Genomic DNA, 12,669 nt, shown 5'->3' with positions numbered 1-12,669 from the left:
AGGGGAGACCCCGGGGCCCCGGAAGGGCGTACGCTGCGCGCGGGGGAGCGCGACGGGGGCCGATTCGGATGGAAACGCGAGAGGACGGCAGATGCAGGGGACCGTGGGCGAGCTCGGCGAGTTCGGCCTCATCAGGGAGCTGACCGCCCGGGTACCGCTCACCGATGCGGTCGACCTCGGCCCGGGTGACGACGCCGCGGTGGTGCGGGCACCGGACGGCCGGGTGGTGGCGACCACGGACGTCCTGATCGAGAACCGGCACTTCCGCCGGGACTGGTCCACCGCCTACGACGTGGGCCGCAAGGCCGCCGCCCAGAACCTTGCCGACGTGGCCGCGATGGGGGCGGTGCCGACCGCCATCCTGCTCGGCCTGGTCGCCCCCGCGGACCTGCCGACCACCTGGGCGACCGAGTTGATGGACGGGCTGCGCGACGAGTGCCAGGTGGCCGGGGCGACGGTGGTCGGCGGCGACGTGGTGCGCGGCGACACCGTCACGCTGGCCATCACGGCGCTCGGCGACCTCCAGGGGCGTGCGGCGGTGACGCGCTCCGGCGCACAGGTCGGCGACGTGATCGCGGTGACCGGCTGGCTCGGCTGGTCCGCCGCCGGGCTGACCGTGCTCCAGCGCGGCTTCCGCTCCCCGCGCGCCTTCGTCGAGGCGCACCGCCGGCCCGAACCGCCGTACCACGCGGGCCCGGCGGCGGCCGAGTTGGGCGCGACCTCGATGATCGACGTCAGCGACGGGCTGGTCGCCGACCTCGGCCACGTGGCCCGGGCCAGCCAGGTGGACATCGACCTCAAGGCCGCCGACTTCGACGTCCCGGCGCAGATGGCCGACATCGGCCAGGCGGTCGGGGTGGACCCGCTGGTCTGGGTGCTCTCCGGCGGCGAGGACCACGCGATCGTGGCCACCTTCCCGCGCGGGGTCCAACTCCCGGCCCGCTGGCGGGTGGTGGGCGAGGTGACCGGCCGCCCGACGGGCAGCCGCAGCGGCCGGGTGACGGTCGACGGCGCGCCCTGGGACCGGGTCGGCGGCTGGGACCACTTCGCTGAGTAGCGGGCGGTCCTCCCGGATCCCCGTACGACGGACGGCGCGTGACGCTCCGGTGTGCGGGGACGGGATTCGCGGGTGCGTTGTGCGTAGGCTTGCGCCATCCCAGCCGCCCGTCCGGCGCGGATGGTCCGAACCACTGCGAGTGGGAGCACACCACAGATGCGCATCGGTGTACTGACCAGCGGCGGCGACTGCCCCGGCCTCAACGCGGTGATCCGCTCGGTGGTGCACCGGGGCACCGACGTCCACGGGGACGAGATCGTCGGCATCCTGGACGGCTTCCTCGGACTGATCGAGGGCCGCACCAGAACCGTCACCCACGACGACGTCACCGGCCTGCTCACCCTCGGCGGCACCATCCTGGGCTCGGCCCGGGTGCGGCGGGACCGGATCGTCTGGGCGGTGGAGAACGCCAAGACGCTGGCCCGGGAGATCGGCATCGACGCGCTGATCGCGATCGGCGGCGAGGGGACGCTGACCGCCGCCAAGCTGTTCAGCGACGCCGGACTGCCCGTGGTCGGGGTGCCGAAGACCATCGACAACGACATCGACACCACCGACATGACCTTCGGCTTCGACACCGCCGTCCACGTCGCGACCGAGGCGATCGACCGGCTGAAGACCACCGCGGAGTCCCACCAGCGCGTCATGGTGGTCGAGTTGATGGGCCGGCACACCGGCTGGATCACCCTCACCGCGGGCATGGCCGGCGGCGCCCACGGCATCCTGATCCCGGAGAAGCCCTTCGACATCGAGGCGGTGGCCCGGATAATCGAGGACCGCTTCGCGCGCGGCAAGAAGTTCGCCATCATCGCCGTCGCCGAGGGCGCCTGCCCGGTGCCCGGCACCATGCGCTTCGACCACGGCGAGGTCGACCAGTACGGCCACCGGACCTTCGGCGGGATCGGCACCCGGCTCGCCCACGAGCTGGAGAACCTGCTCGGCAAGGAGGCCCGCCCGGTCATCCTCGGCCACGTCCAGCGCGGCGGCACCCCGACCGCCTACGACCGGGTGCTCGCCACCCGGTTCGGCTGGCACGCCGTGGAGGCCGTCCACCGGGGGGCGTTCGGGCACTTCACCGCGCTGCGCCGGACCGGCATCGAGCTGCTGCCGATCGGCGACGCGGTGACCCGGCTGAAGACGGTGCCGCGGGACCGCTGGGCGGAGTCCGAGGCGGTGCTCTGAGACCGCGCGGGTAGGTTGGGGCCATGTCCTCCACCGCACCCCCCCGCGTGCTCACCGTCGCCGGCTCCGACTCCGGCGGCGGTGCCGGCATCCAGGCCGACCTCAAGGCGATGCTCGCCCTCGGCGTCCACGGCATGAGCGTGATCACCGCCGTCACCGCGCAGAACTCGCTCGGCGTCCAGGGCTACTGGGAGCTGCCCGCCGAGGCCGTCCGGGCGCAGTTCCGCAGTGTGGTGGACGACATCGGGGTGCAGGCCGTGAAGACCGGCATGCTCGCCTCGGTCGAACTCGTCGAGACCGTGGCCGAACTGCTGGCCGGGGTGGACGCCCCGGTGGTGGTCGACCCGGTCGGGGTCTCCAAGCACGGGGACGCGCTGCTGGTCGCCGAGGCCGTCGCGACCGTCCGCGAGAAGCTGCTGCCGGTCGCCACCCTGGCCACCCCCAACCTGCACGAAGTGACCCAGCTCACCGGGCTGACCGTCGAGGACGAGTCGCAGATGCTGGACGCCGCCAAGGCACTGGTCGACCTCGGGCCGCGCTGGGCGCTGGTCAAGGGCGGCCACCTGGAGGGCGAGGCCGCCGACCTGCTGTACGGCGGACCGGACGAGGTGCACTGGTTCCGGGCGCCGCGCTACGACAACCGCCACACCCACGGCACCGGCTGCACCCTGGCCAGCGCGATCGCCTCCGGCCTGGCCAAGGGCGAGCCGCTGCCGCGGGCGGTGGCCTCGGCCAAGGAGTACATCACCGGCGCGATCGCCGGGGGCTTCGCCCTGGGTGCCGGCATCGGCCCGGTCGACCACGCCTGGCGCTGGCGCTGAGGAACCCGGGAAAACAGAGGTGGGCGGGCTCCTGGATGGAGTCCGCCCACCACTGGTGAGTCCGGAAATCGGCGTAGCCGGCCACGGAAACAGCGAAGCCGGCTCATCCGAGGATGAACCGGCTCACTGGAGGACCGGCTTGCCGGTCTGCGCGTCAGCGCGAGACCTTACCGGCCTTGATGCACGAGGTGCAGACGTTGAGCCGCTTCGGCGTCCGCCCAATCACAGCGCGCACCGTCTGAATGTTGGGGTTCCAACGACGGGGGGTACGGCGGTGAGAGTGGGAGATGCTGTTGCCGAAGCCCGGCCCCTTGCCGCAGACGTCGCAGTTGGCAGCCACAGGAGTCACTCCAAGACTTCAGATCAGATACTTTCGAAAACCCCGCTCAGCCACCAGAACACTCACGTGAACCAGACCGGACAAGGGGGTGAGCCTGGACGGTTCCAGGCAACCGGAAGAGCATACAACGCTTGCTTCCGTCCCACGAAACTACCATGACCGGCCGAGTGATCGCTCCGGTCGCCGGTCCGGACGACCCCACCCGAGCCCCGATAACCTGCCGGTATCACCCCTCGCCGTTCATTGCCCGGCCATGTCGGCGTCCCATCCGGAGGAGACCTGGTGCTGCACACGCTCGACGCCCCGGCCGTGCGCACCTGGTGCCAGCTCGCCCTCCGCGCGCTCGGCCAGGCCCGCGAGGAGATCGACGCGCTCAACGTCTATCCCGTCCCGGACGGCGACACCGGCACCAACCTCTACCTGACCGTCGAGTCCGCCGCCGCCGAGGTGGAGAGCCGCTTCGCCGACCCCGTCGACCCGGGCCCCGGGCTGGCCGACACGGTCCGGGCGATGGCCCGCGGCGCGCTGGTCGGTGCCCGCGGCAACTCCGGGGTGATCCTCGCCCAGTGGCTGCGCGGCACCGCCGAGACGCTGGCCGAGGGCGGCGGCGCCGAACAGCTGCGGGCCGCCCTGCAGCGGGCCGCCGACTCCGCGTACCAGGCCGTCGCGGAGCCCGTCGAGGGCACCCTGCTGACCGTCGCCCGGGTCGCCGCCCGGGAGGCCGTACGGGCCGGGGACGGGCTCGCGCAGGTCGCCGACACCGCCTACCGGGCCGCCCGGGACGCGCTGCGACACACCCCCGAACAGCTCGCCGTGCTGGCCGAGAACGGTGTGGTGGACGCCGGCGGGCGCGGCCTGGTGGCCGTCCTCGGCGCGCTCGCCGACGCCGTCGCCGGGCAGCAGCCGATGGGGCCGGTCGCGCTGCGCGGCGACATCCGGGCCGTCGAGAGCTGCGAGACCCACCTCAGGCCGCCCGGCCCCGGCCACCCCGCCTTCGAGGTCATCTACCTGCTGGACGCCCCCGACGAGGCGCTGCCCGCGCTGCGCGCGCGGCTCGGCGAACTCGGCGACTCCCTGGTGATCGGCGGCGGCGACGGCCTGTGGAACGTCCACGTCCACGTGGACGACGCGGGCGCCGCCGTGGAGGCCGGGGTCGGGGCCGGGCGCCCGCACCAGATCCGGATCACCCACTTCGCCGAGGCCGCCGCGCGCTCCGGCAGCGCCGCCGAGCGCGGCGAGCGCGAGGAACGGGCCCGGGCGGTGCTCTCGGTGGTCTCCGGCGGGGGCCTGGCCGAACTCTGCGAGCAGGCCGGCGCCGTCGTCCTGCACGCCGACCCGGACCGCCCGCCGGCCAGCGCCGAACTCGCCGCCGCCGTGCGCCGCTCGGCCGCCCGCGAGGTCGTCCTGCTGCTCAACGACCCCGAGCTGCGCGCCGCCGCCGGGGCCGCCGCCGACCAACTGCGTGAGGAGGGGGTGCGGATCGCCGTCCTGCCCACCCGCTCGCCGGTGCAGGGACTGGCGGCGCTGGCGGTGCACGAGGGCGGCCGCCGCTTCGACGAGGACGTGGTCGCCATGACCTCCGCCGCCGGGGCCACCCGGTACGCCGAGCTGGCCGTCGCCGAGGGGGAGTCCTGGACGATGGCCGGGGTCTGCCAGGCCGGGGACGTGCTCGGGCTGATCGACGGCGACGTCGCGGTGATAGGCGTCGGCCTGGCCGAGGTCGGCGAGAGCGTGCTGGACCGGATGCTCGGCGCGGGCGGCGAACTCGTCACCCTGATCCTCGGCGAGGGCGCCGACGAGGCGCTCGCCGAACGGCTCGTCGCCCACGTCCGGCACCGGCGGCCCGAGGTGGACGCGGTGGTCTTCCACGGCGGCCAGGAACCGGCGCCGCTCCTCATCGGGGTCGAGTAGCGCCGCCCCGGCGGCGGACGGGCGGGCGACCAGCGCCGTTCTGTCCGTCCGGTGGTGTAGACAGGGGCCTGATGGGCGCTCTCGATGAACCACTGACCAAGCTCGTCGGCGACCGCACCGCGAAGGTGCTCGCCGACAGCCTCAAGCTGCGTACGGTCGGGGACCTGCTGCACCACTATCCGCGCCGCTACGTCGAACGCGGCCAGCTCACCAGCCTGGACGAGCTGGAGGTCGACGAGCACGTCACCGTGCTGGCCAGGATCGAGAAGGTCACCCTGATCCCGTTCCGCGGGCGCAAGGGCGACCGGCTGGAGGTCGTCGTCACCGACGGCCGCAGCCGGCTCTCGCTGGTCTTCTTCAACCAGGGCTGGCGGCAGAAGGAGCTCAGGGCCGGCGCCCAGGGCCTGTTCGCGGGCAAGGTCGGGGTCTTCAACCGGACCCGCCAGCTCGTCTCCCCGGACTACCAGCTGCTCGACGAGGACGCCGGGTCGGACGCGGCACGGCAGTTCGCCGGCCGGCTCATCCCGGTGTACGGCGCCAGCGCGCAGATGCCCAGCTGGAAGCTGTCGATCTGCATCGAGACCGCGCTCACCAAGCACCTCGGCGACGTCGGCGAACCGCTGCCCGCCGAACTGCGCGAGCGGCACGACCTGATCCCGCTGCCCGAGGCGCTGGAGCTGATCCACCGCCCGCGCGGCCACGCCGACCGCGAGCGCGCCCAGAGCCGGCTGCGCTGGGACGAGGCCTTCGTGCTGCAGGTCGCCCTCGCCCAGCGCCGGGCCGCCGACTCCGCCCTGCCCGCCAAGCCGCGCCGGGCCCGCGAGGGCGGCCTGCTGGACGCCTTCGACGCCCGGCTGCCGTTCACCCTCACCGAGGGCCAGCAGAAGGTCTCCGCCGAGATCGCCGCCGACCTGGCCACCGAGCACCCGATGCACCGGTTGCTCCAGGGCGAGGTCGGCTCGGGGAAGACTCTCGTCGCCCTGCGCGCCATGCTCGCCGTGGTGGACGCGGGCGGCCAGGCGGTGCTGCTGGCGCCCACCGAGGTGCTCGCCCAGCAGCACCACCGCTCGATCGTCGAGATGATGGGGGACCTCGCCGAGGGCGGCATGCTGGGAGGCTCCGACCTCGGCACCCGGGTGGTGCTGCTGACCGGCTCGATGGGAGTCCCCGCCCGCCGCCAGGCGCTGCTCGACATGGCCTGCGGGGACGCCGGGATCGCCATCGGCACCCACGCGCTGATCGAGGACAAGGTGCAGTTCCAGGACCTCGGCCTGGTCGTGGTGGACGAGCAGCACCGCTTCGGTGTCGAGCAGCGGGACGCGCTGCGCGCCAAGGGCGAGCAGCCGCCGCACCTGCTGGTGATGACCGCCACCCCGATCCCGCGCACCGTCGCGATGACCGTCTTCGGGGACCTGGAGACCTCCGTCCTGGACCAGCTGCCGGCCGGCCGCTCGCCGATCTCCACCCACGTCGTCCCGGCCCTGGAGAAGCCCAACTTCCTCACCCGGGCCTGGGAGCGGGTCCGCGAGGAGGTCGCCAAGGGCCACCAGGCGTACGTGGTCTGCCCCCGGATCGGGGACGAGGAGCCCGCCGCCGACGCCGGGAAGAAGCGCCGCAGGGCCGCCGAGGAGGACTTCGAGGAGGTCGCCGACGCGGGCGCCGCGAGCGACGAACGGCGGCCCCCGCTCTCGGTGGTGGAGACGGCCGACAAGCTGGTCAGGGGGCCGCTCGCCGGGCTGCGGGTGGAGATCCTGCACGGCCGGCTCGCACCGGAGGCCAAGGACGAGGTGATGCGCCGGTTCGCGGCCGGCGAGGTGGACGTGCTGGTCGCCACCACGGTGATCGAGGTCGGCGTCAACGTCCCCAACTCCACCGCGATGGTCATCATGGACGCCGACCGCTTCGGCGTCTCCCAGCTCCACCAGCTGCGCGGCCGGGTCGGCCGCGGCAGTGCGGCGGGCCTGTGCCTGCTGGTCAGCGAGATGCCCGGGGGCAGCGCCGCGAGGGCCCGGCTGGACGCGGTGGCGGGCACTCTGGACGGCTTCGAGCTGTCCCGGATCGACCTCGAACAGCGCCGCGAGGGCGACGTGCTGGGCCAGGCGCAGTCCGGGGTGAAGTCCTCGCTCAAGGTGCTCTCGGTCCTGGAGGACGAGGAGGTCATCCTCACCGCCCGCACCGAGGCCACCGGCCTGGTCGCCGAGGACCCGGACCTCGCCGCCCACCCGGAGCTGCGCACCGCGCTGGAGAGCCTGCTCGACGAGGACCGCGCGGCCTACATGGAGAAGGGCTGAGCCGTTCCGGCGGAGCCGGATTGTCAGACCCCCGGGAGAGAATGAAGGTGTTCAGGGCGCACCTCCAAGGTGCGTACCTGGCACGACACTTGGGGGTCATGCCATGGCATTCCGTCATCTCAACGAGCTCCCGCTGGGCGACAAGGTCTTCCGGATCGAACTCGCCAGCGACGACGACCGCGAGGTCACCCTCACCCTGACCGGCTGGCGCGAGGGGGCGGCCGCCGCACCGCTCGCCTCGGGCCGGCTCCGCCTGCCGGTCGAGGACGTCGCCTCGCTGCGGATCGCGCTCAACCGCGCGCTGCGGGCGCTGGCGATCGTCGCCGACGTCTCCGAGCCCATCCCCGACCGCGACGTGCTGCGCGAGCTGTACCCCGGCCACGGCGCCCCCTGGGTGCCGCAGCACGAGGAGGAGCTGGTCCGGCGCTTCCACGACGGCGAGACCGTCGCCCGGATCGCCGCCCGCTTCGGCCGCACGCCCGACTCCGTCCGGACCAAGCTGCGCGAGCTCGGGCACGACCCGCGCCGCCCCGAGTTCTGCCCGCCCGACGGATGCCTGTCCTGGTCCCGCTACGCCTCGCCGGCCCTGCTCGGCGCGAGCGCCCCGGCCCAGGCGGCGGACTCCGAGGCGAGCTGACCACCCGTGGGTGACGGTGCGGCCCGGCGGGAGCGTCCCGCCGGGCCGCACCGGTCCGGCACCGGCGCGCTCCTGCGGGTCGGGGCGGGATAGCGTGGTCGGGCAGCGACGAAAGGACCTCCCACCACCATGACCCGCGTGATCGCCGGGGCGGCCGGCGGCCGCCGGCTGGCCGTACCGCCCGGCCGGGGCACCCGACCGACCTCCGACAAGGCCCGCGAGGCGATGTTCTCCACCCTGGAGGCGCTGCACGGAACCGTGCGCGGAACCCGGATGCTGGACCTGTTCGGCGGATCGGGCGCGGTCGGGCTGGAGGCGCTGTCGCGCGGCGCCGAGCACGTCCTGCTGGTCGAGGCGGACGCCCAGGCGGCCCGGGTGATCCGGGAGAACGTCCGGACGATCGGCCTGCCCGGCGCCGAGGTGCGGGCGGCCAGGGCCGAGAAGGTGATCGCCGGCCCGCCTCCGCAGAGCCCGTACGACCTGGTCTTCCTCGACCCGCCGTACGTGGTGACGGACGAGGAGGTCCGCGAGATGCTGATCACACTCCTGGCCGGGGGCTGGCTCACGGAGGACGCACTCGTCACCGTGGAGCGCAGCACCCGCGGCGGCGGCTTCGACTGGCCCGAGGGCTTCGAGGAGCTCCGCTCCCGCCGCTACGGCGAGGGAACGCTCTGGTACGGTCGCGCCGCCGCGGCCGGCGAGCAGGAGTAGCGGGCCGCCGCCCGCAGCAGCCGTCATCCCACGAGGGAGCACACACGCCATGCGCCGAGCCGTCTGTCCCGGTTCGTTCGACCCGATCACCAACGGCCACCTCGACATCATCGAGCGGGCTTCGAAGCTGTACGACATGGTGCACATCGCGGTCCTGATCAACCGGAACAAGCAGGGCATGTTCACCGTCGAGGAGCGGATCGGCCTGATCGAGGAGGTCACCGCCGGCTTCGGGAACGTGGTGGTCGAGTCGCACCACGGCCTGCTGGTGGACTACTGCCGGGAGCGCGGCATCCCCGCGATCATCAAGGGCCTGCGCGCCGTCAGCGACTTCGACTACGAGCTCCAGATGGCCCAGATGAACCACGGTCTGACCGGGGTGGAGACGCTGTTCGTGCCGACCTCGCCGACGTACAGCTTCCTCTCCTCGACGCTGGTCAAGGAGGTCGCCTCGTACGGCGGCGACGTCTCGCACCTGCTGCCCGCGACGGTGCACGGCCGGCTGGTGGAGCGGATCGCGGAGCGCAAGGCCCAGCAGTAGCCGCCCGTCCCTTTCCTGCCGGTTCGTCACGGATTGTCCCGCGGGCGGCAGACCGGTTCGGCTGAGGCGTTGTGACCGTGCCCGGCAGTGGCCGTACAGTCTGTATTCCTGCCCTGCGGTGAGGTCCACCGCGTCGGGCCTGCCTCCGCCGGACCGTCGGCGGCACACGGAAAGACGAAGCCCCGTGGACGTGCAGAACAAGGTCGACGAGATCGTGGCGGCGGTCGAGAACGCCCGCTCGATGCCGATGTCGGCCTCCTGCGTGGTGAACCGGGCCGAGCTGATCGGCCTGCTCAACGACCTCAGGTCGGCGCTGCCCGCCGAACTGGCCCAGGCCCAGTCGGTGATGGCCGACCACGAGCAGGTGGTGGCGGGCGCCCAGGCCGAGGCCGACCGGATCATCCAGGGCGCGCACGCCGAGCGCGGCTCGCTGATCTCGGACACCGAGGTGGTCCGCCGGGCCCAGGCCGAGGCCGACCGGATCCTCGCCGAGGCGCGCGCCGAGGTCGACACCAAGCGGGCCGAGGCCGACGACTACGTGGACAGCAAGCTCGCCAACTTCGAGGTCGTGCTGACCAAGACGCTGGGCGCGGTCGGCCGCGGCCGCACCAAGCTGCGCGGCGACTCCAGCGTCTTCGAGGCCGAGCCCGACACCGAGAGCGACGGCGAGGAGTTCCGCCCGCAGCGGATCAGCCCGAGCCCCGAGGTCGACGAGTACGTCGATGTGAAGCTCGCCACCCTGGAGAACGTGCTCGGCGCCACCCTGGAGGCCGTCGGCAAGGGCCGCGACAAGCTGCTCGGCAAGCGGCCGATCGACGAGCTGGGCGCCTACCTCGCCGCCGCCGACCAGGCCCAGCAGGCCAAGGAGCGGGCCGAGGCGGTGGCCGCGGGTTTCGCCCACGACCCCGAGGGTGACGACATCGCCTGGTACCGCGAGGACGTCCCGCAGCAGCAGACCTGGCCGGAGCAGACCCCGGCCGCGGCCGACTGGCAGGCCCCCGGCACCGACCAGTACGCGGCCGCCCAGCAGCCGGGCGGGCAGTACGTCGAGGTGTACGGCGGCGGCTACGACCCGGCCGGCCAGGGCGACCCGTACAACACCCAGTGGGGCCAGCAGCAGGGCGGCTACCAGCAGCAGGGCTACCAGGACCAGCAGGGCGGCTACAGCTATCCCCAGCAGCAGCAGGGCTACGCCGCGCAGTCGTACGACGGCTACGCCTACCCCCAGCAGCCCACCGCGCCGCCGGCCGTGCCGCACCAGCAGCAGGGCCAGCAGCAGGGCCAGGGGCAGGGCCTGGACGAGACCAGCTTCTTCGACACCAGCATGATCGACATGACCAGGCTGCGGGAGCTCGGCGGCCGCTGAACCGGCCCGGCGCGGCGGTGCGGGAGTCTCCTGACGGGACCGAAGTTGGGCCTGACGGGAGACTCCGGTAGTCTGACCACTCCGGCCCCTCCATGTCCGGCTGTCGGCTTGCCCTCGCAACGCCGGTCCGGGCGGAGACGCCACCGAAGATCCCCCCAGGAAGTCAGGACACCGTGAACCGCCTCGACCACCGCGACCCCCTCGTGTTCGACACGCACGAGCTCGGTCGGCGTCCGGGCTCGATGCGCAAGGTGAGCCGGACCCTGGAGGCCCCCGAAGGCTTCGGGATCATCGACGTCATCGGCGTGCCGGAGAAGAGCCCGATCGACCTGGAGCTCCGCCTGGAGTCCGTGGTCGAGGGCGTGCTGGTCACCGGCACCGCCGAGGCCCACGTCGAGGGCGAGTGCGTCCGGTGCCTGGAGCCCGTCGAGTTCGACATCGACGTGGACTTCCAGGAGCTGTACTACTACCCGGAGTCCGACGAGCGCCACCGCGCCCGGACGACCGGGACCGAGGACCTCGACGAGGACTCGGAAGAAGAGACTTACCGTCTGGAGGGCGACTTCTTCGACCTCCAGCCGGTGCTGCGTGACGCGGTGGTGCTCGCACTGCCGCTGCAGCCGGTGTGCCAGGAAGACTGCCTGGGCCTGTGCTCCGAGTGCGGAGCGCGCCTGAGCGACGACCCGGCGCACCACCACGATGCCGTCGACCCCCGGTGGGCGGCTCTGCAGGGACTCTCCGCCGCCCCCGGCGACGAGGGTGACGGATCTAAGAACAGCGACACCCGTGAGGGTCTCGCCGAGAACCAGGAGAAGTAGCCGTGGCTGTTCCGAAGCGGAAGATGTCGCGCAGCAACACGCGCCACCGTCGGTCCAACTGGAAGGCCGTCGTTCCGGCCCTCGTGGCGTGCGACCGCTGCCACGAGCCGAAGCTGGGCCACATCGCGTGCCCGAGCTGCGGCACGTACAACCGTCGCCAGGTCCTCTCGGTCTGATCGGCGGGGTGTACGGATCGATGTCGGACGGTAACTCCACCCGCAAGGCGACCACCGCCCCGAAGGGTTCTTCGGGCGGCGGCAAGGCCGGCGGGCCGGCTTCGACCGAATACGACGTCCTGGAAGGGCGCCTCGGGTACACACTCGAGCGCGCCCTTCTGGTACGTGCCCTGACCCACCGCTCGTACGCGTACGAGAACGGCGGGCTGCCCACCAACGAGCGCCTGGAGTTCCTCGGCGACTCGGTGCTGGGCCTTGTGGTGACCGACACCCTCTACCGCGTCCACCCGGACGTCCCGGAGGGCACGCTCGCCAAGCTGCGCGCCGCGGTGGTCAACTCCCGCGCGCTGGCGGACGTCGGCCGTGGTCTGGACCTCGGCGCGTTCATCCGCCTCGGCAAGGGCGAGGAGGGCACCGGCGGCCGCGACAAGTCGTCGATCCTCGCCGACACCGTCGAGGCCGTGATCGGCGCCGTCTACCTGGACCGGGGACTGGACGCGGCCACCGAGTTCGTCCACCGGCTGTTCGACCCGCTGATCGAGGAGTCCTCTCAGCTGGGAGCCGGCCTGGACTGGAAGACCAGCCTGCAGGAACTCACCGCCTCGGTGGGCATCGGCGTGCCGGAGTACGTGGTCATGGAGTCCGGTCCGGACCACGAGAAGACCTTCACCGCGGCGGCCCGGGTGGCCGGCGAGGACTTCGGCAGCGGCGTCGGCCGTTCGAAGAAGGAAGCCGAGCAGAAGGCCGCCGAGAGCGCCTGGCGCGCGATCAAGGAGAAGTACGCCGACCGGCTGCCCGCCGGGGCGTGACCTCGAAGT

13 protein-coding genes are annotated in these 12,669 nt (G+C 72.9%); 12 read left to right on the top strand and 1 reads right to left on the bottom strand.

All coding sequences use genetic code 11. The features are described 5' to 3' along the window. Positions 1-91 precede the first annotated feature (91 nt). The 3 genes from ACGF0D_RS29785 (at position 92) to thiD (ending at position 3,060) form a co-directional block, all read left to right on the top strand. A complete protein-coding gene (locus ACGF0D_RS29785) occupies positions 92-1,057 on the top strand; it encodes a thiamine-phosphate kinase (RefSeq protein ID WP_392883842.1) in 966 nt (321 codons plus the stop codon). Between the two features lie 156 nt (positions 1,058-1,213). Further along, positions 1,214-2,239, top strand: a complete 1,026-nt coding sequence (locus ACGF0D_RS29780) for an ATP-dependent 6-phosphofructokinase (protein ID WP_392883841.1) — start codon at positions 1,214-1,216, stop codon at positions 2,237-2,239. 23 nt (positions 2,240-2,262) lie between these two features. Then, entirely contained in the window at positions 2,263-3,060 is a 798-nt protein-coding gene (gene thiD, locus ACGF0D_RS29775; RefSeq protein WP_392883839.1) for a bifunctional hydroxymethylpyrimidine kinase/phosphomethylpyrimidine kinase, read from the top strand. 154 nt (positions 3,061-3,214) lie between these two features. On the opposite strand, the gene rpmB is transcribed toward thiD, so the two are convergent. Next, positions 3,215-3,400 carry a 50S ribosomal protein L28 gene (gene rpmB, locus ACGF0D_RS29770; protein ID WP_014138233.1) on the bottom strand — a complete coding sequence of 62 codons (186 nt, stop codon included), beginning with the start codon at positions 3,398-3,400 and terminating at the stop codon, positions 3,215-3,217. Between the two features lie 282 nt (positions 3,401-3,682). Here rpmB and ACGF0D_RS29765 point away from each other — a divergent pair, with 282 nt between their 5' ends. From ACGF0D_RS29765 to rnc, 9 genes are all read left to right on the top strand, one after another. After that, a complete protein-coding gene (locus ACGF0D_RS29765) occupies positions 3,683-5,311 on the top strand; it encodes a DAK2 domain-containing protein (protein ID WP_392883838.1) in 1,629 nt (542 codons plus the stop codon). A gap of 71 nt (positions 5,312-5,382) precedes the next feature. Then, positions 5,383-7,602: an ATP-dependent DNA helicase RecG gene (recG, locus tag ACGF0D_RS29760; RefSeq protein ID WP_392921428.1), complete on the top strand. Its 2,220-nt coding sequence runs from the start codon at positions 5,383-5,385 to the stop codon at positions 7,600-7,602. Between the two features lie 103 nt (positions 7,603-7,705). Beyond that, positions 7,706-8,239, top strand: coding sequence for a hypothetical protein (locus ACGF0D_RS29755; protein WP_392883836.1), 534 nt, complete (start codon positions 7,706-7,708; stop codon positions 8,237-8,239). Positions 8,240-8,368: 129 nt separating this feature from the next. Continuing rightward, the gene (rsmD, locus tag ACGF0D_RS29750) at positions 8,369-8,950 is read left to right on the top strand and encodes a 16S rRNA (guanine(966)-N(2))-methyltransferase RsmD (protein WP_392883834.1); all 582 of its coding nucleotides are present in this window, start codon (positions 8,369-8,371) and stop codon (positions 8,948-8,950) included. A 49-nt stretch (positions 8,951-8,999) separates the two neighbouring features. Continuing rightward, entirely contained in the window at positions 9,000-9,491 is a 492-nt protein-coding gene (gene coaD / locus ACGF0D_RS29745) for a pantetheine-phosphate adenylyltransferase (RefSeq protein WP_392883833.1), read from the top strand. Between the two features lie 184 nt (positions 9,492-9,675). Continuing rightward, positions 9,676-10,857 carry an ATP synthase F0 subunit B gene (locus ACGF0D_RS29740; protein ID WP_392921425.1) on the top strand — a complete coding sequence of 394 codons (1,182 nt, stop codon included), beginning with the start codon at positions 9,676-9,678 and terminating at the stop codon, positions 10,855-10,857. A gap of 173 nt (positions 10,858-11,030) precedes the next feature. Further along, a complete protein-coding gene (locus ACGF0D_RS29735; protein ID WP_392883830.1) occupies positions 11,031-11,675 on the top strand; it encodes a YceD family protein in 645 nt (214 codons plus the stop codon). 2 nt (positions 11,676-11,677) lie between these two features. After that, positions 11,678-11,851, top strand: a complete 174-nt coding sequence (gene rpmF / locus ACGF0D_RS29730) for a 50S ribosomal protein L32 (RefSeq protein WP_030056747.1) — start codon at positions 11,678-11,680, stop codon at positions 11,849-11,851. A gap of 20 nt (positions 11,852-11,871) precedes the next feature. Continuing rightward, positions 11,872-12,660 (top strand): ribonuclease III, encoded by a 789-nt coding sequence (gene rnc, locus ACGF0D_RS29725; protein WP_392883829.1) that lies wholly within the window; start codon positions 11,872-11,874, stop codon positions 12,658-12,660. The last annotated feature ends 9 nt before the right edge of the window (positions 12,661-12,669 follow it).

The sequence above is a fragment of the Kitasatospora sp. NPDC048298 genome (assembly GCF_043201465.1).
Taxonomy (GTDB): domain Bacteria; phylum Actinomycetota; class Actinomycetes; order Streptomycetales; family Streptomycetaceae; genus Kitasatospora.
This window is presented reverse-complemented; position numbering and strand designations above follow the sequence as displayed.

Bases quoted from the DNA above. Each gene is read 5' to 3' on its own strand.
- ACGF0D_RS29755 (WP_392883836.1), top strand. From the start codon at position 7,706: ATGGCATTCCGTCATCTCAACGAGCTCCCGCTGGGCGACAAGGTCTTC.
- rsmD (WP_392883834.1), top strand. From the start codon at position 8,369: ATGACCCGCGTGATCGCCGGGGCGGCCGGCGGCCGCCGGCTGGCCGTA.
- coaD (WP_392883833.1), top strand. From the start codon at position 9,000: ATGCGCCGAGCCGTCTGTCCCGGTTCGTTCGACCCGATCACCAACGGC.
- thiD (WP_392883839.1), top strand. From the start codon at position 2,263: ATGTCCTCCACCGCACCCCCCCGCGTGCTCACCGTCGCCGGCTCCGAC.
- ACGF0D_RS29780 (WP_392883841.1), top strand. From the start codon at position 1,214: ATGCGCATCGGTGTACTGACCAGCGGCGGCGACTGCCCCGGCCTCAAC.
- ACGF0D_RS29785 (WP_392883842.1), top strand. From the start codon at position 92: ATGCAGGGGACCGTGGGCGAGCTCGGCGAGTTCGGCCTCATCAGGGAG.
- rnc (WP_392883829.1), top strand. From the start codon at position 11,872: ATGTCGGACGGTAACTCCACCCGCAAGGCGACCACCGCCCCGAAGGGT.
- recG (WP_392921428.1), top strand. From the start codon at position 5,383: ATGGGCGCTCTCGATGAACCACTGACCAAGCTCGTCGGCGACCGCACC.